Source organism: Streptomyces sp. NPDC046900, from assembly GCF_040644975.1.
Classification (GTDB): Bacteria; Actinomycetota; Actinomycetes; order Streptomycetales; family Streptomycetaceae; genus Streptomyces.
On the sequence record NZ_JBEYXD010000010.1, the window covers coordinates 39,755 to 63,277 of the forward strand.

A 23,523-nucleotide genomic window follows, 5' to 3' on the forward strand; every position below is an offset into this window, starting at 1 on the left:
TGAGTCGCACGGACAGCCTCCCAGGACCCGCAGGTCTCATTCACCGCGCACCGGCACGTCACCCACCTGGCGTCCGAGGTCTCGGCATCGAGGTCGCACGGGCATGAATGGCGTGAGGATGTAGTGCATACGTGATCATTTGCGAGACCCGAACACTCGGCCGGGTTACACTCACGCCGGCGAACGGGCCCGCGGGGCGCAGCAGACGGGGGAGGCCGCTGTGGCGGTACAGGGAAAGAAGATCGCGCTGTACGCTGTCGTCGTCTTCGTGCTCTACTTGATCATCACGGACCCGGCCAAAGCCGCCGACTACGTCCAGATAGGGTTCGAGGGCATCTCGAACGCCGCCAAGGCCATCGGCCACTTCATGACCTGGCTCGCCGACGGGGCCAAGTGAGGCTTCCCGCGGCCGTGCGGCCACCGTCGTCGTCGCACCTGGAGCGCCCGTGATCCGGCATCTGGTCCTCTTCAAGCTCAACGAGGGCGTCCAGCGCGACGACCCGCAGGTCGTGGCGGGCGTACGCGCCTTCGAGGCGCTCGGCGACCAGATCGAGGAACTGCGGTTCTGGGAGTGCGCCTGGAACATCACCGACCGCCCCATCGCGTACGACTTCGCGATCAACTCGGCGGTGGACGACCCGGACGCGCTGCGGCGCTACCTCGAGCACCCGGCACACCAGGCGGGCGTCGCGCTCTGGCGCGAGTTCGCCACTTGGGTGATCGCCGACTACGAAATCTGAGCGACACCGCCCGCCAATTCCGGGCGACACCGCCGCGGAGCCCCTCACCGGAAACGGTGGGGGGCTTTCCTGCGTGATGTACCCCAACTCTCCCTCAACACGGAGTTATGGGGTGCTTGCACAGAGTGTCCATTTCTTGTGATGCTATGACCGCTTTTGACGGTGAATTTAAGGGATACGTAAACGGATGAAGAGGTGGCGTTGACCGTGTCGGCCAGTACCGCGCCGCCTCAGGACGAGGCTTCGGCCCCCGCTCCCGGCCGGCCCCAGGAGTCCGCCACGACCGACGCCCCCTCTCAGGAAACTCCTCCGTCCGACATCGCCCCCAAGCGCCGAGGCGCCGACACCCGGGCCCTCACCCAGATGCTCTTCGCCGAGCTCAAGGACCTGGAGCCGGGTACGCCGGAGCACCACCGCGTGCGCGGGGCGCTCATCGAGGCGAACCTCCCGCTCGTGCGCTACGCCGCCGCCCGCTTCCGCTCCCGCAACGAGCCCATGGAGGACGTCGTCCAGGTCGGCACCATCGGCCTGATCAACGCGATCGACCGCTTCGACCCCGACCGCGGCGTGCAGTTCCCGACCTTCGCGATGCCGACCGTCGTCGGTGAGATCAAGCGCTACTTCCGCGACAACGTTCGCACGGTCCACGTGCCGCGCCGGCTGCACGAGCTGTGGGTGCAGGTCAACAGCGCGACGGAGGACCTGACGACGGCGTTCGGACGCTCCCCCACCACCGCCGAGATCGCCGAGCGGCTGCGCATCACGGAGGAGGAGGTGACGAGCTGTATCGAGGCGGGCCGCTCGTACCACGCGACCTCGCTGGAAGCCGCCCAGGAGGGAGACGGACTGCCGGGCCTGCTCGACCGGCTCGGCTACGAGGACCCGGCACTCGACGGGGTCGAACACCGTGACCTCGTACGGCATCTGCTCGTCCAGTTGCCCGAACGGGAGCAGCGGATCCTGCTGCTCCGTTACTACAGCAATCTGACCCAGTCGCAGATCAGTGCCGAGCTGGGAGTCTCCCAGATGCATGTGTCAAGGCTCCTCGCCAGGAGTTTCGCGCGACTTAGATCCGCAAACAGGATCGATGCCTAGCTCGCACGAGCGAATCGCCCACAAGGTCTCTTCCCGACAGTTCTGCGCCGAAAAACCCTCAGAACCCTTCCAACCAGGGCGCATTCTCATCTCGCATATCGACATGTCACTACAGCGTGTTGCCGACATGTGACATTCTTCCGGGAGCGCGTTTGCCGCAGCCTCGCGGCCGGTATTCAGGTGGAGGCTGCGTTCCTCCGACGGGAGCGTCCGCCGCGACCGTCCCGCGACCCAAAGGGGGTGGCATGTCCGCAGACCAGGGCAGCTCGAAGGTGCTCACGCTCATGCAGAGCGACTCCGCGCCCGATGTGCTTCAGGACCTTCAGGCCCCGCAGGACCTCCCGGATGCCGAGACCCTTCCGGCCCCCGAGGTCCAGGACCTTCCGACGTCCGGAGCCATCGACACCCGCACCCTGTCCCGCTCCCTCTTCCTGCGGCTCGCCGCCCTCGACGAGCACAGCCCTGAACGTGCCTACGTCCGGGACACGCTCATCGAGCTGAACCTCCCGCTCGTCCGGTACGCGGCCGCCCGCTTCCGCAGCCGCAACGAGCCGATGGAGGACATCGTCCAGGTCGGCACGATCGGGCTGATCAAGGCGATCGACCGCTTCGACTGCGAACGGGGCGTGGAGTTCCCGACGTTCGCGATGCCGACGGTCGTCGGCGAGATCAAGCGGTTCTTCCGGGACACGTCGTGGTCGGTGCGCGTACCGCGCCGCCTTCAGGAGCTGCGCCTGGCCCTCACCAAGGCCAGCGACGAGTTGTCGCAGAGGCTGGACCGTTCCCCGACCGTCACCGAACTGGCCGCCGTGTTGGGCGTGTCGGAGGAGGACGTGGTCGACGGCCTCGCCGTGGGCAACGCCTACACGGCCTCCTCGCTGGACTCCCCGGCGCCGGAGGACGACGGCGGCGAAGGCTCCCTGGCGGACCGCCTCGGCTACGAGGACTCGGCTCTCGAAGGCGTGGAGTACCGCGAGTCCCTCAAGCCGCTGCTGGCCAAGCTCCCGCCCCGCGAGCGGCGGATCATCATGCTGCGCTTCTTCGCGAACATGACGCAGTCGCAGATCGGCGAGGAGGTCGGCATCTCCCAGATGCACGTCTCCCGGCTGCTCACGCGCACCCTGGCGCAACTGCGCGAGGGTCTCATCTCGGACTGAGTCGCAGTCGGCCCCTGGAACACCCCGCGGATTCACCGTCCGCCCCGGGGCTTCCTACCTGACGGTGCGTCAGTCACACTGGCGCGATGCTGCGAGCGACGTGGTTGCGGGGCCGTCGAGGGGCCGTGATCGGTGCCTCGACGGCGGTCGTGTGCCTGGGCGGAGTGCTGGCCGCGTCCGCGGGTGGCGCGGGCGGCGAGGGATATGTGGCGGTCGGACCGGCGGGCGGCTCTCCTCGCGCCTCCGGTTCGGCGGTGGCTCCGACGGGCGATGTGACGCTGGTGCCGCTGGAGCGGGCCGGCAGTCAGAGGCGCGAGGCCGGCAGCGGTGCGTCCACCGCCTCCGGCTCCCCTGCTCCTGGCCCGGGTGCAGCCGGCACCGTCGCCCCGGGTTCAGCCGGCGCCCTCGGCCCGAGCGGTGGACCTGCGGGCGGGGACACCTCCGCTCACCCCGCCGAGCCCTCGCCCAACCCCGTTCCGGCGGACACGAGTTCGCCCTCGCCCACACCGACGGTCCCCCGAGCGACGCCGAGCGGACCGGCCGCGCTGAGCGTGGGAGAGACCGTACGGGAGACGACAGACCGACGCTGGTGCGAAAAGGTGACCGTCCCCTTCCGTAACACCGGTGGCAGCGCGGTGCGTTCGGGGACGGTGACCTTCGGCACGCACGTCATCGGGGCGCTCGGGATCGACTGGGCGACGATCGAGTCCAAGGACGCGCTTCCCGCACCGCTCGCCGCCGGGGCGTCGGTGAAGAAGACCTGGACGGTGTGCGTCGACGCATGGCGTGTACCGCTGGGCATGCACATCGAGACACGGGACGTCTCCGTCCAGTGGAAGTAGGGCCCGGTCTGCCGTACCGCGGCAGCCGCGCCCCCGAAGCCGTACTACTTCAGCGCCAGCCAGGCGACCGCGGCGACGACCACCACGGCGACGACGACGCCGATGATCAGTCCGACGCGGGAACCCGAGGAGGCGGTCTCCTGCGGGCCGCCCTGCGGGGCCTCGTCGACGAAGGCACGGAACATCTGGGTGTTGCCCGCGGGGTCGTAGTTGCCCTGGGGGCCCTGGGTGTTAGCCATGGCCCCGGACCCTAGCGAATACGTGGGGTGCAGCCCAAGTGGGGGCCCACGTCCCCACAGCTTTGCTCCGCCGTGAACACCCCACCCCCACACGCCTCAGAGTGCACAGGCGTCACTCCACCAGCGAGTTTACGGTTGCCAATACTTGCCTTTGCCAAGTTTTTAGCCCCGTGACCCCGATTTAGTTTGCCTGCAGCAACCAATCTCCTTATGGTTGCCCTAAGCAACAACCTGGGAGGTGTGATGGCCGCGCGAGCGCAGTACGAGGAACTTGCCCGTCAGCTCAGCGCCATCGGCGCCGTGAAGAGGGACATGGGGCGCATCCTGCCGCACCACTGCTCGACCGGCTCCGCCGCCGTGCTGACCCTGCTGGGCAGCCATGGCGAGATGCGCATGAGCAAGCTCGCGGAGCTGCTCGCCGTCGACATGTCGGTGACCAGCCGCCATGTCGCGCATGTCGCGGACCGCGGATGGATCGAGCGCCTTCCCGACCCCGCGGACAAACGCTCCCGCATCCTCCGCCTGACGGCGCCCGGCAAGGTCCAGCTCGACGAGCTGTCCCGCAGAGCCGTCGAACTGCTGGCCGAACGGCTGAGCGACTGGTCCGACGACGACGTCGGCCGGCTCATCCAGTTGATGGGACGCCTGCGAGAGAGCTTCGACTGCCGCGCGGCCCCCCGGCTCACACAGTTCGCCCCCGCGGCGGAGACCGTTGCAGAACAGACCACCCGTACACCCGCATAACGAACGTAAGAAAAGGAAGCCCATGGCAACGACCACACCAGCCGGTGTGCGGGCCCACGCCAAGCACGGGGGAGGCTCCCCGGACGGCGCTCCGATGACGCACCGGCAGATCATGGAGGCGCTCTCCGGCCTGCTGCTGGGCATGTTCGTGGCGATCCTGTCGTCCACGATCGTCTCCAACGCGCTGCCGCACATCATCGGCGACCTCGGCGGCGGCCAGTCGGCCTACACCTGGGTCATCACGGCCTCCCTGCTGGCCATGACCGCGACCACCCCGCTGTGGGGCAAGCTCGCGGACCTGTTCAGCAAGAAGGCGCTCGTCCAGATAGCCCTGATCGTCTACGTGCTCGGCTCGATGGCCGCGGGTCTGTCGCAGAACCCCGGCATGCTCATCGCCTGCCGAGTCGTCCAGGGCATCGGCGTCGGCGGTCTGTCCGCTCTGGCGCAGATCGTCATGGCCGCGATGATCTCGCCGCGTGAGCGCGGTCGCTACTCCGGCTACCTCGGCGCCACCTTCGCCGTCGCCACCGTCGGCGGCCCGCTGATCGGCGGTGTCATCACCGACACCTCGTGGCTCGGCTGGCGCTGGTGCTTCTACGTCGGTGTCCCCTTCGCGATCATCGCACTGATCGTGCTGCAGAAGACCCTGCACCTGCCCGTGGTCAAGCGGGACGTCAAGGTCGACTGGGCCGGCGCGTTCTTCGTCTCCGCCGCCGTCTCCCTGCTGCTGGTCTGGGTGACCTTCGCCGGTGACAAGTACGACTGGCTGTCCTGGCAGACCTACACGATGGTGGCCGGATCGATCGTCCTCGGCCTGGTCTTCATCCTTGTCGAGTCCAAGGCCAGCGAGCCGATCATCCCGCTGCGTCTGTTCCGCAACCGCACCATCACCCTGTCGTCCCTCGCCTCGCTCTTCGTCGGCGTCGCGATGTTCACCGGCACCGTCTTCTTCGCCCAGTACTTCCAGCTGGCCCGGGACAAGTCCCCGACGCTGTCCGGTGTGCTGACCATCCCGATGATCGGCGGTCTGTTCGTCTCCTCCACCGTCTCCGGCCAGATCATCACCAAGACCGGCAAGTGGAAGGCCTGGCTGGTCACCGGCGGTCTGTTCGTCACGGCCGGTCTGGGTCTGCTGGGCACGATCCGCTACGACACGGCCTACTGGAAGGTGGCCGTCTTCATGGCGGTGATGGGTCTCGGCATCGGCATGATGATGCAGAACCTGGTGCTGTCGACGCAGAACCAGGTGGCCCCCAGCGACCTCGGCTCGGCCAGCTCGACGGTCACCTTCTTCCGCTCCCTCGGCGGTGCGGTGGGCGTCTCCGCGCTCGGCGCGATCATGGCCCACCGGATCACCACCTACTTCACGGACGGACTCGCCGACCTCAGCCCGAAGTACGCGCGGCTGGCGGCCCACGCGAGCTCCGACGGCGCCATCCCGGACCTGGCCAAGCTGCCCCGGCCGCTGCGCACCCTGATGGAGAGCTCGTACGGCCACGCCATCGCGGACGTCTTCCTGATCGCGGCGTGCCTGGCGTTCCTGGCCTTCCTGATCACGCTGTTCATCAAGGAGGTCCCGCTGAGGACCAAGGGCGGTCTGGCGCAGGCCGCGGCCGCCGAGTCCGAGGCCGAGGCCGAGGAAGTCCCGGCTGCCGCGGCCGAGGCTGCCGCGCCCGTCGAGGAGCACGTCCCGAGCTGGGCGGTGTCGAGCACCGAGGCCGCTCCCGACGGCGCACAGAAGCTGGCCGCGGTCGCCACACTGGCGCCGCCCACCTCCACCGGTGAGGGCGGTGGCGTGCCGGTCCGCGGATTCGTCCGGGGCGCCGAGAGCGCACCGGTTCCGCAGGCGGCCGTCACGCTGATCTCCCTCGGGGGACGCCAGCTGGGCCGGTCCGTCGCACGGCCGGACGGTTCCTACGGGGTGGACGCCCCCGGCGCCGGCAGCTACGTCCTGATCGCCTCCGCCGACGGCCACCAGCCGCAGGCCTCGACGATCCTCGTGCACGAGGAACCGGTGTCCTACGACATCCTGCTCAGCGGCACCAGCGGTCTGAGCGGTGTCGTCCGGGCCGCCGAGACCGGGCTGCCGGTCAAGGACGCGATGGTGATCGTCACGGACGTCCGGGGCGAGCTGCTGGCCACCGCGGCCACCGGTGAGCAGGGCGAGTTCTCGTTCGCCGACCTGGTGCCGGGCTCCGTGACCGTGGCGGTGAACGCCGCCGGCCACCGGCCGCGGGCCCTGCCCGTCGAGATCGGCGCCACCGGGGTCACCCGGCTCGAGGTCGACCTCGACTCCGGCGCCCGGGTCCAGGGCGTCGTGCGGGCCCCGCACGGGCCCCTGGCGGACGCCCGCGTGACGCTGGTGGACGCGGCGGGCAACGTGGTCGGCTCGGCCACGACCGGCACGGACGGGGCGTACGCCTTCACCGACCTGAACAGCGGCGAGTACACCGTCATCGCGACGGGCTACCCGCCGGCCGCGACGGCGGTGTCGGTGAGCGGCCGCGGCGTCGACGACCACGACATCGAACTGGCCCACCCGGGCGAGTAGGAGGACCCCGGCTCGTGGGGGCGCGCTCCGAGCGGAGATGCGCCCCCACAGGCCGGGGTTTTTTGAGCCTTCTACGGGGATATTCAAGGATTTAGAGGGAGACCACACGATGGCACTGACCGCACGCATCCGTACGCGGGACGGATGGGCCGTGTCGCACGCGGTCGTCACCGTGACCGACATGACCGGCACGCAGGTGCTGCGCGCCGAGGCCGACGGGGACGGGGCCGTACGGGACGCGACCGCCCTGGCGCCCGGCGCGTACACCGTGATCGTGACCGCGGTCGGCTATGCGCCCGTCGCCTCCAGCGCGATCGTCACGGCGAGCGGGCGGGTCGAGATCGGGACGGTGACACTGGCCCGTCAGGGCGGTACGGAACTGCCGCCGCCCGGACCGTGGACCATCGACCCGGCGCACTCCTCCGTCGGCGCGGTCGCCCAGCACCTGGGGATCTCCAGCGTGCACGGCCGTTTCACGGAGTTCTCCGGGCTCATCGAGATCGCCCCGGACGACGTGACGAAGTCCCGCGTCGAGGCCGTCATCCGCGCCGCGTCCATCGACACCGGCAACGGGATGCGCGACAACCACCTGCGGTCCGCCGACTTCCTGGACATCGAGAAGTACCCGGAGATCACCTACCGCTCGACGGGCCTGACGGCCGCCGGCGCCGACCGCTGGACGGTCCACGGCGAGCTGACCATGCGCGGTGTCGTACGCCGGGTCGACCTGGACCTCGCCTACCTCAGCACGGGGTCCGACCCGTGGGGCGGCACCCGGGCGGCCTTCCGTGCGACGACGGAACTGCGCCGGGAGGACTTCGCGATGAACTACAACCAGGTGGTCCAGGCGGGCGTCGCTCTGGTCGGTACCACCCTCAAGGTCGAACTGGACATCCAGGCGGTGCAGGGCGACTCGCTGCCGCAGGCGTAGGCACGGCAGGGTCACCCTGAATCGCCGCGTCTGCCCCTAGGCTGCCCCCATGGCACCGAACATCGCGACGAACACCGCCGTATCGCTGGACGAGCTGCTCGACTTCGTGCGCCCCCGGCACCATGCCATCCTGCTGACCCGGCGCACCGACGGAGGCCCCCAGGGCTCGCCGCTGACCTGCGGGGTCGACGATGCCGGGCGGATCGTGGTCTCCACCTATCCCGAGCGCGCCAAGACCCGCAACGCCAAGCGCGACGAGCGGGTCAGCCTGATCGTGCTCAGCGACGACTGGAACGGGCCGTGGGTCCAGATCGACGGCACCGCCGAGGTCATCGACTCACCGGACTCCGTCGAGCCGCTCGTCGAGTACTACCGCAACATCGCGGGCGAGCACCCGAACTGGGACGAGTACCGGGAGGCCATGGTCAAGCAGGGCAAGTCGATCATCCGGGTCACCCCGGTGCGCTGGGGCCCGGTGGCGACGGGCGGCTTCCCGTCCCGCCTGGTGCAGTCGGAGGACTGACCACCGCGGCGGCCGTCAGGACCGGCCCCGGGCGACCATCGCCTCGATCCCCGCGATCAGCGTCTCCAGCGCGAACGTGAAGTCCCGGTCGCGCATCTCCTCCACCGTGTCACCGCCGCGGGCCTCCATGAGGTCCGCGGACCGGCGCACCACCTCACCGAGTTCCGGGCTCTCCGTCACCGCGCTCATCGCCTGGTGGAAGTACTCGTCCTGGCTCGTGCCGGCCGCCGCGCAGCGGTCGATGAAATGGCCCTCGATCGTGCCGAACCCGTACACGAACTGGAAGACCGTCGAGATGGCGCCCCTCCGGCCGTGCACGGGCAGCCCGGTCAGCCGGATCACCCGCTGCACGGCGAGCGAGAAGGCGACGGAGTGCGGGCCGATGTTGAGGAACCGCCCGGCGAGCGGCGAGAGCCAGGGATGGCGCACCAGCAGCGCCCGGTACTCGGTGGCGAGCCCCCGCAGCTGCTCGCGCCAGTCCTCGTCCGAGTCCGCGGCCGGCAACCGCACCTCTCCGAAGGCCGCGTCCAGCGCCAGCTCCAGCAGGTCGTCCTTGGTGTCCACGTACCAGTAGACCGACATCGCCGTCACGTCGAGTTCCGCGGCGAGCCGGCGCATGGAGAACTTCGCGAGTCCCTCCGCGTCCAGCAGCCGTACGGTCGCGTCGGTGATCCGGTCGCGGTCGAGGCCGGACGGCTGACCGCCGCCACGCGTCCCGCCGCCCCGGGGTGCCTTGCCGTCCAGCCAGACGCTGGCACGCGCCGGACGTCCCGCCTGCCGGGCTGCCTTCACCATGGCGCACCTTCCTCGAGACTCCGACCGCTGATCACGATGCTAGGCGCCCGCGCCCCGGCAGGTACCCGGGGAAGGGCGCGGCCGGCCCCGAACGGCGGCGGCCCGACGACCACTTCGCCCACCGAGCTGCCGGGCGACACCATCTCCGAGTCTGCCCGCTCCACCCCCGGCACGCCGTCTTCGCGACGAACGACACAGGGGCGGTGGCCCGGGCGAGCGCGCCCGGACCACCGCCCCTGGGAAGCGAACCGTCAGCCGTTCGTCTTCTGCGTGAGGTCGTAGAAGGTGGCCGAACCGGCCGTCACCTTCTTGAAGTTCTTCTCCACCCACGAGCTGATCTGCGAGGCGACGTCCGAGCCGCCGTTGCTGCCGCCGCGGCCGCCGAAGCCACCACCGGCGATGAAGTAGTGGATCCTGCCCTCTGTCACGTACTTCTGGAACTGGGCGAGCGTCGGAGACGGGTCGCTGCCGTTGAAGCCGCCGATCGCCATCACCACGTCACCGGTGGCGAGTTGGTAGCTCGCGGCGTTCTGCGAGCCGATGGACGCGGCGACCCAGGTGTACTTCCCGGCGTCCTTCGTCAGCAGCTTCTTGGCCGCGGAGCCGACGTTCGCGCCGTTGAGCAGTCCGCCGACACCGCCTGCTCCGCCGATGCCGCCCTCGCCCGCCCGGCCGCCGCCGCCGCCGGGGAAGCCTCCCTGCTGGTTGCCCTGCTGGTTCTGGCCGTTCTGGCCGTTCTGGCCCGGCATCCCGCCGCCGGGGAACCGGCCGGTGCCGCCACCGGGGAAACCGCCGCCCGGGAAGCCCTGCGTGTTGCCGTTGCCGTTCTGCTGGTTCTGGCCCGGTGCACCGCCGCCGAAGCCGCCGGCCGTGCCACCACCGAAGCCGCCGCGGCCGGGGCCGCCGCGACCGCCCATCATGCTCGCGCCCGCCGGACCGGCCGTGACGATCGACCCGGAGTGGCCCTGGTTCACCGTGGTGAGCGTGTACGCCGTGGGACCCCCGACCGACGCCACCAGGCTCAGGCCCACCGCCGCGAGGGCGAGTCGCCGGCCGAACCGGGTCACGAAGATCAGACCGAGGGCGCCGGCCAGACCGCCGATGAGGACGAGCCACTTCAGCCAGGGCAGGTAGTCCGGCGTGCGGTTGAGGAGCGTGTAACCCCAGGCTGCGGTCGCGGTGACGGTGGCCGCGAGCGTGAGCGACGCCCACGTCCTCGACCGCTCCTCCCACAGGACCGTGACACCCATGCCGACCAGGGCGGCGACATAAGGAGCCAGGGCCACCGTGTAGTACTGGTGGAAGATGCCCGCCATACAGCTGAAGACGATCACGGTCATCAGCAGTGAGCCGCCCCAGGCGAGGAACGAGCCGCGGACCAGGTCCGTGCGCTGCGCCTTCCTGGTCAGTGCGAGGCCCGCCACCAGCAGGATCAGCGCGGCCGGCAGCAGCCAGGAGATCTGGCTGCCGATCTCCGAGTTGAACATCCGGTTCCAGCCGGTGGTGCCCCACTGTCCGCCGCCGGCGCCCCCCATTCCGCCGACGCTGCCGGTCTCGTCTCCGTTGATGCGGCCGAACCCGTTGTAGCCGAAGGTCAGTTCAAGGAAGGAGTTGTTCTGCGAGCCGCCGATGTAGGGACGCGAGGACGCGGGCCACAGCTCGACGATCGCGACCCACCAGCCGCCCGAGACGACCATCGCGACGGTCGCGAGCCCCAGCTGTACGAGCCGCTTCCTCAGCCGCACGGGCGCGCAGACGCCGTACACCACCGCCAGCGCCGGCAGGATCAGAAAGGCCTGGAGGGTCTTCGTCAGGAAGGCGAAGCCGACCGCCACCCCCGCCCACACCAGCCACTTGGTGCGGCCGTGCTCCAGGCCCCGGACGACGAAGTAGACGGTGAGCGCCATCAGCAGCGCGAGCAGTGCGTCCGGGTTGTTGAACCGGAACATCAGCGCCGCGACAGGGGTCAGCGCGAGCACGGCGCCCGCGATCAGGCCAGCCGCGGGGCTGAACCCGCGCCGCACGGCCGCGTAGACCACGGCGACCGTGAGGACGCCCATGACGGCCTCGGGGACGAGGATCGCCCACGAGTTCAGGCCGAAGATCCGCACCGAGAGCGCCATCGGCCACAGCGCGGCCGGAGGCTTGTCGACGGTGATCGCGTTGCCCGCGTCCAGCGAGCCGAAGAAGAACGCCTTCCAGGATGTGCTGCCCGCCTGGACCGCAGCCGAGTAGAAGGAGTTGGCGTACCCGGAGGCGCTCAGGTCGTACAGGTACAGCAGCGCGGTGGCGAGCAGCAGACCGAGAAAGGCGGGGCGTACCCAGCGCGGGTCCTCGGGCCGGCCGCGCCGGATTCTGCGCGCGAACGGCTGCTTGGGTTCACCGGAGCCGGGAGCGGGCGCCGACGGTACGGCGGGCTCCTGCGGGGGAGCGGCCTGGGGTGGTCCCCAGGAGTGGTGGCCCGCCCCCGACTGGTGGGTCGACTGGTCGTAATGGGTGGTCATCGGTAGTCCCTCGGGTCGGTGTCCTGCGGGTGCACCGGCTGCAGCGGCACGGTCGCGTCCCCCCAGGTGGTGTCGTCCGCGGTGGCACCGGCGCGCAACCGGGTCGTGTCGTACGCGGACTGCGGCGCCGCGGTCCGCCGGGGCAGCGGCGCATGCTGCTCGTAGGGCTCGTACAGCTGCCGGTACGGCTCCCCGTGCTGGGTCGCCGTCGTGAAGCGGGTGGGCGAAGACGGTTCCTGAGCGACGACTGACCGTGCGGTCGCCGGGCAGTCCTCGCGCTGGTCCGGGAACACCCAGGCCCTGAACAGCAGGAACCGCAGCACCGTCGCCGCGAGGTTGGCGGCGATCAGCACTGCCAGCTCCGTGGAGTGCTCGGGGTCGGCCGTCGCCACGTTCAGGGCGGCGAGCGAGCCACTGGTGAGGACGAGGCCGATCCCGAAGACCACCAGGCCCTGTGCCTGGTGGCGGACCGCACCCCGCCGGCCGCGGATCCCGAAGGTGAGCCTGCGGTTGGCCGCCGTGTTGGCGAGCGCCGAGACCAGCAGGGCGAGGGCGTTGGCGATCTGCGAGCCCGAGAACTGCCGGAAGAGGCTGTAGAGCACCAGGTAGAACAGGGTGGACAGGCCGCCCACCACGCAGAAGCCCACCAGTTGGCGGGCCAGGCCCCGGGGCACGTCCGTGATGTCCCGGTCCCTCGGATCGTCGCCGAAGGGCCGGACGAGCCGGTCCAGCGGAAGCGAACCGGTGGCCAGTGCCTTGCCGATGCGCCACACGCCCCTGAGGTCCTCGGTGGCGGTCTTCACGAGGTGCACCGTGGAGTCGGGGTCGTCGACCCAGTCCACCGGCACCTCGTGGATGCGCAGTCCGGCGCGCTCGGCGAGCACCAGCATCTCGGTGTCGAAGAACCAGCCGGTGTCCTCGACCAGCGGCAGCAGCGCCTGGGCCACATCCCGGCGGATCGCCTTGAATCCGCACTGGGCGTCCGAGAAGCGGGCCTGCAGCGAGCCGCGCAGGATCAGGTTGTAGGCCCGGCTGATGAACTCGCGCTTGGGACCTCGCACGACGCGGGAGGTACGGGCCAGCCGGGAACCGATCGCAAGATCGGAGTGACCCGAGATGAGCGGCGCCACCAGCGGCAGCAGCGCGTTGAGGTCGGTGGAGAGGTCCACGTCCATATAGGCGAGGACCGGGGCGTCAGAGGCGGACCAGACGGTGCGCAGCGCGCGGCCGCGGCCCTTCTGCTCCAGCCGGAAGGACCTCACCCCGGCGATCTCCGCCTCCAGCCGCGCGGCCACCACGGGGGTGGCGTCCGTGGACGCGTTGTCCGCGATCGTGATCCGGAACGCGTACGGGAAGGTGCGCTCGAGGTGACCGTGCAGTCTGAGCACACATGGCCGGAGGTCCTTCTCCTCGTTGTAGACGGGGATCACTACGTCCAGGACAGGCGTACCGGCGTCGCCGGCCGGGAGGTGCTCCCGCGCCGGCAGGGTGCCGGGAGAAGAGTCGGTTCGCATGGCACCGACTCTTCTCAACCGCCCTGTCGCACCCATGTGGTGGTGCTGTGGTGCGCCTGTGAGTGCTGCTGCCGGCTTGATTCGGGCGCGGGCGAGGACACGTAGGGGGTGAGCGCAGGCAGATGCACGGTGAACACCGTCCGGCCGGGCGCGCTGTCGACGGTCACCGCGCCGCCGTGCGCCGTCGCGACGGCCTGCACGATGGCGAGGCCCAGGCCGGTCGAGCCGGTGGCCCTGGAACGTGCCGAGTCACCGCGCGCGAACCGTTCGAAGACGTGTGGCAGCAGATCCGGCGGGATGCCCTGGCCGTCGTCCTGGACGTCCACGCACAGCCATGGACCGCGTCGTTGCACGCGTGCGACGACGGTCGTACCGGGCGGAGTGTGGGTGCGCGCGTTGGCGAGCAGATTGACGAGCACCTGCTGCAGCCGTGCCGCGTCCGACGACACGAGCGCGGGCTCGTCGGGCAGTTCCAGCCGCCAGTTGTGGTCGCGTCCGGCCGCGCGCGCGTCGCTGATGGTGTCCACGACGAGCGGTACGAGGTCGGTCCGCTCGAACTGGAGGGGGCGGCCCGCGTCCAGCCGGGCGAGCAGCAGCAGGTCCTCGACGAGCAGGGTCATGCGCCCGGCCTCGGACTCGATCCTCTGCAGGGCGTGTCGGGTGTCGGGCCCGGTCTCCTCGCGTCCCCGCCGGGTCAGCTCGGCGTACCCGCGGATCGAGGCGAGCGGCGTGCGCAGCTCATGACTGGCGTCCGCGACGAACTGCCTGACCCGCGTCTCGCTCTGCTGCCGTGCGTGCAGGGCGCCGTGGACGTGGTCCAGCATGCGGTTGAGCGCCGCCCCGACCTGCCCGACCTCGGTGTGCGGATCGGTCTCGGACTCCGGAACCCGCTCGTCGAGGGTCACCTCACCGCTGTGCAGCGGCAGTTCGGACACCCGGGTGGCGGTCACGGCGACCTTGCGCAGGGGGCGCAGTGCGATCCCGACCAGTACGGATCCGGCGATCCCGGCGGCGACGAGCCCGGCGGCGGTGACGCTGACCTCGACGATGATGAGGGTGTTGATGGTGTTGGTGACGGACCGGGTGGGCAGGGCGACATAAAAGGTGCCCCGGCCGCCGGTGACGTACTTGACGCGGTACTCGCCGAGCCCCGGGAGCGTGACGGTGTGCAGCTTGTCGTCACGGGGGACGGAGGCGAGCGCGGTGGTCTGCGCCCCGGACAGCAGGACGGCGTTCATCCGCTCGAAGCCGCCGCTGTCGGAGGAGACGGCCTTGGCTATGACAGCCTTGGTGACCGCGCCACTGGAGTCGACCTCGGCGGCGACCGTGTCGAGCTGGGTCGGGCCCTTGGTGACGAACTCGCTCAGCCTGTCCTGCCCCGAGGCGCTGCCGGAGCCGGCCGCCGACAGGTCGCCGTACCGGTTGCCCGGGTCCGGACCGCCGTTGCCCAGGCCTGCCGGCTTCCCTGGCGGGCCGGAGACCCGCGTGCCGGTGTCGGCCACCTGCCCGTCCAACTGCCCGTACAGGTGCTGCCCCAGCGCGATGGTCGTCACGGTGCCGATCACGGCGCACACCACGGCGATCAGACTGACCGCCGAGACGACGAGCCGCGTTCGCAGTGTGCGCGGCTGTCGTCCTCGCTGCTTCTGCGTACGCGGCCGTCGCCGACTGCTCATGACGCGGCTGGCTTGATCAGATAGCCGGCTCCGCGCCTGGTGTGGATCATCGGCTCGCGTCCCGCGTCGATCTTCCGCCGCAGATAGGAGATGTACAGCTCGACGACATTGGCCTGGCCGCCGAAGTCGTACGACCACACGCGGTCGAGGATCTGCGCCTTGCTGAGCACGCGCCGCGGGTTGCGCATCAGGAAGCGCAGCAGTTCGAACTCGGTGGCCGTGAGATGGATGCTCTCACCGGCCCGCCACACCTCGTGGCTGTCCTCGTCGAGGGTGAGGTCACCGACGACCAGCACCGAGTCGGAACGGCGGTCGGCGGCACCGGCCCGCCGGATCAGCCCACGCAGCCTGGCCACGACCTCTTCGAGGCTGAACGGCTTGGTGACGTAGTCGTCGCCACCGGCGGTCAGACCCGCGATCCGGTCCTCGACGGCGTCCTTGGCGGTCAGGAAGAGGACGGGCACGTCCGGCAGTTCGCGCCGCAGCCGCCCCAGCACGGCCAGACCGTCCATGTCCGGGAGCATCATGTCCAGGACGACGGCGTCGGGCCGGAACTCGCGCGCGGTCTGCATGGCGCCGTGTCCGTCACCCGCGCTGCGGATCTGCCAGCCTTCGTAGCGGAGGGCCATGGACAGCAGTTCGGTGATGGACAGCTCGTCGTCCACCACCAGCACTCGGACGGGGCTCCCGTCCGCCCTCAGCAGTTCGGTGCGCCCCTGGGGCGAGGTCGTGGTCATGGTGGACACCATGTCCGGGCCCTCTGAGAGCGCCCTTTCACGAATCTGTGATTTTCCTGAGAAACGCACAGACGTCTCTCAGGGAACTCCTGGGAAGATCGCGAAGCAGCCTGGTTTCCGGGGTCCGTGGCCCGGCCCGGGCACAGGGATGAGACGCGGATGAGCGGGCGTCGTCATGAGTCCCCTGTGCGCGCCCTGGGTTGACGGGGACTCAGGCAGGGCGTTGCCTGGGACGTCGATGCGCCGCCCGATGCGCCGCCCGAGCCTGCCGGAGCATCTCGAGGGCCTCCGCGAGGCCGGACCCGGTGCGGCCCGGCGCGTGGCTCACTCGGGCGCCCGCCGGAACGTGTAACTGCGCTCGGCCCTGGCCACGTGCAGCGTGTACGACTCGTACCAGTGCGTGCGCCCGTGCTCCTGGGCCGCGCGGTGCTCCAGATCGCTCCGCCACTCCTCGATGGCAGCCAGGTCCCGGAAGTACCCGACGGTGATCGAGAACCTGCCCGGGGTACGCGCGTGTCCTGCGGCGAGGCCCTCAGAACAAACCGTCCTGCACCTCAGCCTCCCCCGTCTTCCGCACCGGAACGGTGACTTCGTCGCGCGTGGCGGCCGTCAGCTCCCAGCCCGTCATCAGCCGCGTGTCCAGCACGAGAACCCCGCGTCCCGTCAGCAGATGAAGATCGGGTCCGGCGGCGGCCAGCACCTCTCCGCTCAGCGCCCCGCCGGCCACGAGCTCGCTCACCACACCGTCCGCACGGGGCAGCCCGTCGAGGCCGAACACCGCACTGTGGTCGACGGCCCGGAACGGCGCCCGCTCCAGCGACTCCGGCCAGCCATCGAGTGCCACCGCCCGCGCGTGCAGCTCCGCCAGCTCGGCGACCCGCTCCCCGGCCGGGGGCAGCGCGGCGCGCACCACCCGTTTGCCGGCGTACGGAATCCGGTCCGGCACCCGGAGCGCTGCCCTCAGCAGCTCCTCCGCGCGCCGAGCCGCCATCAGCGGCCCGCGCCCCAGCCAGCTGAAGGAGACGGCACCCTGCTCGAGAAGCCGCGCCGAACCGCGCTCGGCCGCGGTGATCCCGACCTTGACCAGACCGGGCCCGAACCAGGCGAGATACACCCGGTAAGGCCGCGGATCGTCGGCGACGGTATCGGCGGCGACGGAATGCGCCCGGTCGAGGCGAGCGCACTCCTCGCACCGCGCCCCCGTGCTGCGCCCGGACACCTCGGCCCGCACCGGACACGCGTGGCCGCGGGCGCCCACACACGTCCGCACGCCCCCGCCCACGACTGCGAAGGCCACCCGCTTCCCGCGCCCGACACCACTGCGCCGCCCGCCTTCCCATCCGAGCACGGGCCCGTCCTCACCCCACCGCAGCCCCGTGCATCTCCACACCTGAGTCATCGCTCTCGACAGTAGGGGCCACCACTGACAACGCCCGGGGCGTGAAGCCCCGGCAGTGACCCGCGCCGTCCCAGCCGGGGAGCTCATGGACGGCGTCAGCCGAGAGAAACGGCCTGCCCCTCGGCGGTGATGCGGCTTTAAAGTAGGGCGATCGGCTGCTCTGACGGATGAGTCAGGAGCGGTGCTCAAGGGGAAGGCTGGGGGGCGTGTCATGTCCAAGGTTCTGCACGGGCGTATCCGAAGACCTGCCGAAGTGGGGTTGTGCGGCGCGTTGTTGGCCGCCTCGGTACTGGTCGCGCCCGCCGCGACCGCGTCGGGCGGGGAGCCTGCCGCAGGGCGAACCGTGGGAGTGGTTTCCGACGCGAGGAACGCGGTGGACCACCGGGCGCCGAACGCCGAGTTGGGGGACGGCGGACGCGTCGAACTCGTCGGTGGTCACGACATCCACGTCACGAAGCAGCCGAAGGACGCTGCGGGTCAAGCGGCCCGCTATGCCTTCGGCGCCATGAACGGGACGGTGACCGTACGGCCGTCCGGGCCGCACACGGCAGACCGTAGGGCCGCGAACCTCCCGCTGACCTCGGCGGGTGCCGACGCCACGCGCACGCCCGCCACGCGGAGCGGTCTCACCGCGCTGAGCGCCGCCACGTCGACGTACCCGGTGAAGCTGAGCATCACGAACGCCGACGTCACGAGCAAGTACTTCTATGTCTGGAACCGCAAGACCTGGGCGGCATACCTGGTCAACAGCGACGCCGCCGGTCCCACGGCGACCGTGAAGCTGCCGCCGGGTGACTACTTCTCGGTGGCTCTGCACATGGACTGGCGACAGCCGAGCTATCTCCTCACCCGTACCTTCACCGTCGGATCGGCCGCCACGACTGTCACCTTCGACCAGCGTGCAGCCAAGGAGGCCGGGATCCGGTCCGACGACACCACCGCCACACGGCTGGACTCGTCCGTGTGGATCAGCGTCCCGGGCGGTGACCTGGCGGGTTTCGCCGGCGGAGGCGCCGACAAGGTGTACGTCACCCCGTTCTCGGTGCCGGGCGTCGCGCTGCGCATCCACGACGTGCTGGGGAAGAAGGGCTCCTCGGCGAGCGCGCCGAGCCCCTACCGGTACGACCTTGTGCACAGCTTCACCACCACGGTGCCGAGCTCGCCCGTTGCGACGGTCCGTACGTCAGCGCTGTCGAAGACCGTCACGCAGGTCGACGCCCCCGGTGCCCACACGACCGCGTACCTGGAGACGGCCCCGGATCTCGGCGAGTGGACGGGCGTCTTCCTCGGCAGCAACGTGCCGGTGGCCGGCTCCGTCACCGAGTACGTCACCCCCGGAGTCAGCTACATGCGCTCGCTGGACTACGCCGTGGGTGATCTGTACCTGATCCTGCCCGACCGGACCCTGCCCGCCGGGACCAGTCCGGGCGAGGTCCTGGGCGCGGCTCCGCTGCAGCCGGTGCGCGGGCCGTCCCCCGGATCGCAGTGGTACAACGGCAAGGCCTCGCTGTTCGAGACGCGCACCTTCGGCGACACCACGGGCCACTACGGCTACGACCGCAGGGCGACGTACTCGTACAAGCTGACGGGCTCCGATGGCGTCACCTACGCCCAGGCATCGGGTCTCGACTCCGGCCACTCCCTGACGTCGGCGACGGTGCCCACCGCTCCGCAGACGTACACCCTCGAGCAGACCATGCACCGCCATGTCCCCTACTCCCGGCTGTCCACGGACGTACACAACCAGTGGACGTTCCGGTCGGGCTACGCCGGCGGCAAAGAACTCCCCCTGATCGACACCGATGTGAAGGTCTCCGGGCTCGACGCGCTGGGACGTGCGGCCGCCGGGCCGGTCCGGATCGACGCGAGCGCCACCACACGCGCCACGGACGCGGCCCAGGCGAACACCAGGATCACGGGCCTGGCGTACTCCACGGACGACGGCACCACCTGGACCGATCTCCCCGCCGCGGCCGACGGCTCGGCGACGCTGGACGTCCCTGCCGCCTCCTTCATCACTCTGCGCGTCGCCGCCGTCGACGACCAGGGCGGCAGCCTCAGCCGCACCATCGACCGGGCGTTCGCCGGGCCCGCCCCGCAGGGCAACGAGACCGTTGGCGCGACCCGTATCTCGAACGTCACCGTGAACGGCGGCAAGCCGGTGGAACTGACCGACCAGCCGCTCCAGCACTTCGATGCGAAGTTCACCGCCACCGACCCCTCGGGAATCGCGCGCGGGGACATGTACCTCTACCGGGGTTCGTACGACGCTCCCGGCGCCGTCCTCTACAGCCCGTGGCCGGGAGCGTGCACCAAGGTCAATGCGACCACGTCCACCTGCCAGGTGTCCTTCGCCTACATCGAGCCGCGCTGGACCCTGGGCCGCAACTCCCTTGCCGGTCCCTGGAAGGTCGCGGCCTGGGCCGAGTCCGCGGACGGCACAGGACGCATCGACCTGCACGCAGCCGCCACGCAGTCCCTGCTGCGTGACACGACCCTGTCGGCCAACGCGTCCCTCGAACCGGTGACCAAGGGCAAGACACTCACCGTCACCGGCAAGCTCTCCATCGTGGACTGGGAGACGCTCGGCGGCTATCACGGGAACCCCCGCCAGAAAGTGCAGCTCCAGTTCCGCAAGAAGGGATCGTCCACGTACACGACCGTCAAGACGGTCACGACGGACAGCTCCGGAAACCTGAAGACCACGGTGAAGGCCTCCGTGGACGGCTACTGGCGCTACAGCTACGGGGGCACCTCCACCACGGCTCCCGTCAACGCCGGCGGCGACTTCGTCGACGTCCGCTGACGTCACGACCGCGTAAGGCCCCGGCCTCACCGGCCGGGGCCTCTCCGTCACTGGAGTGCCCCGGGTTCACAGCCCTCGAGCCCGTTCAACGGGGCTGCGGCGGGCCGTCGTTCAGTCCTCGTCCAGGCGCCAGGTCTCCCAGACCGAGTCAAGGCGCCGGTAGGCGTCGTCGAACCAGGCGTCGTTCAACGGGACGGTCACGGTCACCGTGGTCAGGGACATCGAGTGGTCCTCGATCGTGGCACGGCACCGGTCATCGTCCTCGTCGAGCTCGATGAACAGCCACGGGGCACGTGTGCGCTCACGCCAGGCGATGTCCAGCCCTGCGTCGAGCATGTCCAGGGCCTTCTGCCACTGCCGCAGGTCCTCGGGCCCGATCCAGGTCTTCAGACCGCCGCGCACGAAGGGCGTGTCGACCAGGAACTCCCCGGCCAGCACATCGGACTCCGTCGGGCTCGTCCGCTCCTGCTTCCCCATGATCCGGAGAACGACGCTGTTGCCTTCGCCCTCCAGGCGGATCAGGTCGATCGGATCCTCAGCCATGACTACCCCTCCCGGCTCGCGCATGTGCCGAACCCTGATCGTCGGCAGCCACGCGAAGGCGACCGAGAGGTGACCAAGAGTGGGTCGGGTCTTGTGCCACCCACCCATGTCAGATGCCCCGCCGGATGATCCGGCGGGCCGTCTGATCCCTGCGTGTTCGGCAGGGTCCGAACCTGCCGGGACGGTGACGAGAGCCGGTGTTCAACCCTCGTCAGCCGGCCCACGGCGGCCGTAGAAGTCCTCGCATGCCTGCCGCTGGATCTCGTCGGCGTTCGCGAGGAGTTTCTCCAGGGGCTCCGCGGCCCCTGAAGGAGGAGCGGGCATCTGGGTGAGCGTGTCGTACAGGTACTCGCAGGCCTCTGCTTCGGTGCCGAAACGCCGAATGACCCTGTCCTGGGAGCGTTGGCGCAGGCCGACGGTCCAGGCATCCGCCTCACGGCGCAGGAAGTAGTAGGCGTCCGGTTGGACGGGCACATCGTGGACGTCGGCAATCTCGTAGAACGCCTCGGGAACGTCCGCTTCGCGGAGTCTTTCGACGAGTTCTGCGCTGTCCATCAGGTTCGTCCCGTCGCCCGGCTCAAGGTAGGCCCCGACGCAGGGGGTTGAGGCCACCCCGGACGCCGCGGGTCAGGTCACCGGCAATGCTTGCAGATACTTCAACGTGACGAGGTCGGAGACCGCCGATTTCGTCACGTACCGGAGACCGAGGCCACGCTGGCCGAACCAGGGCCTGATCGGGCCGGCCTCGACGGTGAACGGCCTGATGACCCGGTAGAGGTGGTAACTGTACGGATAGTCCTCGGTGTAGGTGTCGAGATTGCTCGGCGGAATGGCACGGCTGGCGTACGGCGTGCCTGCGGGGGCGAGGAAATTGCCGAAACCGCTGCCGAAGAGGTCGACCAACTGGCCCCTGTGGAGCGTCGTGGAATGCTCGACCGGCTTGCCGTTCCTCAGCACGAAGCCATTGCTGTCGGGATACCACCAGCCCGACTTCCCTGTCTGGGGATCCGTCTGCCAGTAACACGCGAGGAACTGGGACACGGAGAGGTGGTCCGTTTGCTCATAGCCCCTCAGCATCCTGCCGAGGGCACCTCTCTGAGGAAGGTATGCCGGTCCCAGCCGCCAGTCGTTGCGGTAGTAGCGCTGATCTGTCGTCTCCGGGGCGCCGTTGGACCCGCGGCTGCGGTTCTCGGTGGGGCAGTACGCGGTGTTCCCCGCACGGGGATGGACGGCTTGGGCCGTCGCCGGTGAGATGCCGGTCAGCAGGAGGAGCGAAGCGAGAGCACTCCCCATGAAGGCGCGCAGTACGCGCATTCGGTGTCCCTTCTCTTCCGGCGCCAACCCGGCGCCGCCTGGGGGCGGGCAGCCGGTGTCGGTCACCAGTTGCCGGCCTCATCGGACAGGGCTCATTTCATGCGCGGTACAACCGTCAGGGGCGAAGGCGTCGCAGATAGTCACCCGAACCGATGAACGCGAGTCCTCGGACAGCCGAAGAGCGGAGACGATGACCGGACCGCGCGGGACCGCGAGGTGGTGATGCGCTCCTCTTCCACGCGGGGTGATCCATGGCAGCAAATCTGGTGGTGCGGGCTGAGCTGCGCACGATCGAGGGACGCCACGGGCGTAGGGCGGCTTGTCAGTCCCCATGGCTAGGCTCGCGGACGCGCGGTCGGCCTCCGAGGTGTCCAGCTCTGTAGAGCAGCTGCATCCCCGGCTTTGTCCGGGGGCGGCCCGGGACCAACCCGGGACCTAACCGACGGTCGGGCTTCGCCGATGGCCAAGAGTGAGACCTGCCAGTGCCGACCGCGCACCAAATCACTGGCGTACGTCGAGTGAAGGCGCACGTTTTCCCGGGAACTTGCAGACGGTCATGCCGACCGATTCATCCGCCGCGCGCAGCACCCAGCGCAGTTGTAAGGCCACCGCTCGTACAACTCATGCATGTCCGCCGCGAGATCCCGCCGGCGGACTGACCAACACAGGTTCCACCCGCAGCGGTTCACGGCTTCCCCGACGCTCGCCGCCCGACCGGGCACGCAGAGGGCACCGATGGCGTTCTCCCGACCTTCGGCGCCCCAATCGTGCGTGTATGTGGGCCTAGTTGCGGTAATGGTCGGTCATGGTGGGCGAGGAGCCGTGCATCGTGTTGGCGTTGAAGGACACCCGGTCGTTGTACGCCTGCACCCGTCGTGCCTGCTCGACAAGGAGCCCTTCGGCGCTCTCAGTGGTACCGCTTCTGCGCCGTACGAGCTTGACGATCAGAACGATCGCCAACGTCACCATGAGTCCGAACAGGACTCCCAGCTCGATCATGAAACCCCCGTTGTGATCGGCATCAGTGCTCAGTTCGGATGATAGCGATGGACCTGGTGGCGACCTAGACCAAAAGCCTCGCGGTCAATCCCCCTCGGTACAGAACGAGATGGGCGAGGTCGCCGGGGAGCCCGAGGTACAGGACACAGTCGGACGATGCCGCATCCGGCCAGGGCGGGTGGTTGCGGCAACTGACCAAACGGGTGCTGGAGTCCTTCCTTGGAAGGCGAGATCACCGATCACCTCGGCCACGAGAAGCACGACCCAGCCGGGAAGGACAACGGCAACAGCCGCGACGGAGGGGCGAGGGGCCGGGGAGCGGTGAACGCCCGATGAAGAATGTCCGGCCGGATTCCGCGTGGGCTCGTGCGGAGACGATCACCTGCCTGTCGTGCGGCGGTGATACATCCCCGG

21 protein-coding genes and 1 pseudogene are annotated in these 23,523 nt (G+C 69.8%); 11 read left to right on the forward strand and 11 right to left on the reverse strand.

The genetic code is table 11. The features are described 5' to 3' along the window. Positions 1 to 220 precede the first annotated feature (220 nt). The 5 genes from ABZ904_RS12810 (at position 221) to ABZ904_RS12830 (ending at position 3,834) form a co-directional block, all read left to right on the forward strand. Entirely contained in the window at positions 221 to 397 is a 177-nt protein-coding gene (locus ABZ904_RS12810) for a hypothetical protein (RefSeq protein WP_359404831.1), read from the forward strand. A gap of 49 nt (positions 398 to 446) precedes the next feature. Further along, on the forward strand, positions 447 to 740 hold the full coding sequence (locus ABZ904_RS12815) for a Dabb family protein (RefSeq protein WP_359404828.1): 294 nt from the start codon (positions 447 to 449) through the stop codon (positions 738 to 740). 201 nt (positions 741 to 941) lie between these two features. After that, complete coding sequence (locus ABZ904_RS12820) at positions 942 to 1,835, forward strand: SigB/SigF/SigG family RNA polymerase sigma factor (protein WP_359404858.1); 894 nt, start codon at positions 942 to 944, stop codon at positions 1,833 to 1,835. A gap of 245 nt (positions 1,836 to 2,080) precedes the next feature. Next, a complete protein-coding gene (locus tag ABZ904_RS12825) occupies positions 2,081 to 2,992 on the forward strand; it encodes an RNA polymerase sigma factor SigF (protein ID WP_359404825.1) in 912 nt (303 codons plus the stop codon). 86 nt (positions 2,993 to 3,078) lie between these two features. After that, positions 3,079 to 3,834 carry a hypothetical protein gene (locus ABZ904_RS12830; RefSeq protein ID WP_359404822.1) on the forward strand — a complete coding sequence of 252 codons (756 nt, stop codon included), beginning with the start codon at positions 3,079 to 3,081 and terminating at the stop codon, positions 3,832 to 3,834. Between the two features lie 44 nt (positions 3,835 to 3,878). Here the strand turns inward: ABZ904_RS12830 and ABZ904_RS12835 are convergent, their stop codons facing one another. Next, a complete protein-coding gene (locus ABZ904_RS12835) occupies positions 3,879 to 4,073 on the reverse strand; it encodes a hypothetical protein (protein ID WP_360990757.1) in 195 nt (64 codons plus the stop codon). A 243-nt stretch (positions 4,074 to 4,316) separates the two neighbouring features. Between ABZ904_RS12835 and ABZ904_RS12840 the strand changes: the two genes are divergently transcribed. From ABZ904_RS12840 to ABZ904_RS12855, 4 genes are all read left to right on the forward strand, one after another. Then, positions 4,317 to 4,817 (forward strand): MarR family transcriptional regulator, encoded by a 501-nt coding sequence (locus ABZ904_RS12840; protein ID WP_359404816.1) that lies wholly within the window; start codon positions 4,317 to 4,319, stop codon positions 4,815 to 4,817. A 22-nt stretch (positions 4,818 to 4,839) separates the two neighbouring features. Further along, the gene (locus tag ABZ904_RS12845) at positions 4,840 to 7,368 is read left to right on the forward strand and encodes an MFS transporter (RefSeq protein ID WP_360990761.1); all 2,529 of its coding nucleotides are present in this window, start codon (positions 4,840 to 4,842) and stop codon (positions 7,366 to 7,368) included. Positions 7,369 to 7,477: 109 nt separating this feature from the next. Continuing rightward, positions 7,478 to 8,299: a YceI family protein gene (locus tag ABZ904_RS12850; protein ID WP_359404810.1), complete on the forward strand. Its 822-nt coding sequence runs from the start codon at positions 7,478 to 7,480 to the stop codon at positions 8,297 to 8,299. Positions 8,300 to 8,348: 49 nt separating this feature from the next. Continuing rightward, a complete protein-coding gene (locus tag ABZ904_RS12855; RefSeq protein WP_359404807.1) occupies positions 8,349 to 8,822 on the forward strand; it encodes a PPOX class F420-dependent oxidoreductase in 474 nt (157 codons plus the stop codon). A gap of 15 nt (positions 8,823 to 8,837) precedes the next feature. Here ABZ904_RS12855 and ABZ904_RS12860 read toward each other — a convergent pair whose 3' ends face one another. The 6 genes from ABZ904_RS12860 to ABZ904_RS12885 all read right to left on the reverse strand — a co-directional run bounded on the left by ABZ904_RS12860 (position 8,838) and on the right by ABZ904_RS12885 (position 17,447). After that, positions 8,838 to 9,617, reverse strand: coding sequence for a TetR/AcrR family transcriptional regulator (locus ABZ904_RS12860; protein ID WP_359404804.1), 780 nt, complete (start codon positions 9,615 to 9,617; stop codon positions 8,838 to 8,840). A gap of 251 nt (positions 9,618 to 9,868) precedes the next feature. Continuing rightward, positions 9,869 to 12,121, reverse strand: a complete 2,253-nt coding sequence (locus ABZ904_RS12865; protein WP_361822934.1) for a glycosyltransferase family 39 protein — start codon at positions 12,119 to 12,121, stop codon at positions 9,869 to 9,871. After that, positions 12,118 to 13,635: a bifunctional glycosyltransferase family 2/GtrA family protein gene (locus ABZ904_RS12870; RefSeq protein ID WP_361822937.1), complete on the reverse strand. Its 1,518-nt coding sequence runs from the start codon at positions 13,633 to 13,635 to the stop codon at positions 12,118 to 12,120. The genes ABZ904_RS12865 and ABZ904_RS12870 overlap by 4 nt, the downstream gene beginning before the upstream one ends. Before the next feature lie 14 nt (positions 13,636 to 13,649). Continuing rightward, positions 13,650 to 15,311: a HAMP domain-containing sensor histidine kinase gene (locus tag ABZ904_RS12875; RefSeq protein WP_361822940.1), complete on the reverse strand. Its 1,662-nt coding sequence runs from the start codon at positions 15,309 to 15,311 to the stop codon at positions 13,650 to 13,652. After that, positions 15,308 to 16,048 (reverse strand): response regulator transcription factor, encoded by a 741-nt coding sequence (locus ABZ904_RS12880; protein WP_359404793.1) that lies wholly within the window; start codon positions 16,046 to 16,048, stop codon positions 15,308 to 15,310. Before ABZ904_RS12880 ends, ABZ904_RS12875 begins: the two co-directional genes overlap by 4 nt. Before the next feature lie 532 nt (positions 16,049 to 16,580). After that, positions 16,581 to 17,447 (reverse strand): DUF2797 domain-containing protein, encoded by an 867-nt coding sequence (locus ABZ904_RS12885; RefSeq protein WP_361822943.1) that lies wholly within the window; start codon positions 17,445 to 17,447, stop codon positions 16,581 to 16,583. A gap of 211 nt (positions 17,448 to 17,658) precedes the next feature. Between ABZ904_RS12885 and ABZ904_RS12890 the strand changes: the two genes are divergently transcribed. Continuing rightward, positions 17,659 to 20,253: a hypothetical protein gene (locus ABZ904_RS12890; RefSeq protein ID WP_361822946.1), complete on the forward strand. Its 2,595-nt coding sequence runs from the start codon at positions 17,659 to 17,661 to the stop codon at positions 20,251 to 20,253. A 111-nt stretch (positions 20,254 to 20,364) separates the two neighbouring features. Here ABZ904_RS12890 and ABZ904_RS12895 read toward each other — a convergent pair whose 3' ends face one another. From ABZ904_RS12895 to ABZ904_RS12910, 4 genes are all read right to left on the reverse strand, one after another. Further along, positions 20,365 to 20,796, reverse strand: coding sequence for a DUF5959 family protein (locus ABZ904_RS12895; RefSeq protein ID WP_359404784.1), 432 nt, complete (start codon positions 20,794 to 20,796; stop codon positions 20,365 to 20,367). A gap of 201 nt (positions 20,797 to 20,997) precedes the next feature. Further along, a complete protein-coding gene (locus tag ABZ904_RS12900) occupies positions 20,998 to 21,351 on the reverse strand; it encodes a hypothetical protein (RefSeq protein ID WP_361822949.1) in 354 nt (117 codons plus the stop codon). A 72-nt stretch (positions 21,352 to 21,423) separates the two neighbouring features. After that, positions 21,424 to 22,110, reverse strand: a complete 687-nt coding sequence (locus tag ABZ904_RS12905) for a TNT domain-containing protein (protein ID WP_361822952.1) — start codon at positions 22,108 to 22,110, stop codon at positions 21,424 to 21,426. Positions 22,111 to 22,893: 783 nt separating this feature from the next. Beyond that, positions 22,894 to 23,109, reverse strand: coding sequence for a hypothetical protein (locus ABZ904_RS12910; protein ID WP_359404776.1), 216 nt, complete (start codon positions 23,107 to 23,109; stop codon positions 22,894 to 22,896). A gap of 164 nt (positions 23,110 to 23,273) precedes the next feature. Here ABZ904_RS12910 and ABZ904_RS12915 point away from each other — a divergent pair. Beyond that, positions 23,274 to 23,424 (forward strand): annotated as a pseudogene (locus ABZ904_RS12915) (IS256 family transposase); the annotation flags it as partial. Positions 23,425 to 23,523: the final 99 nt, after the last annotated feature.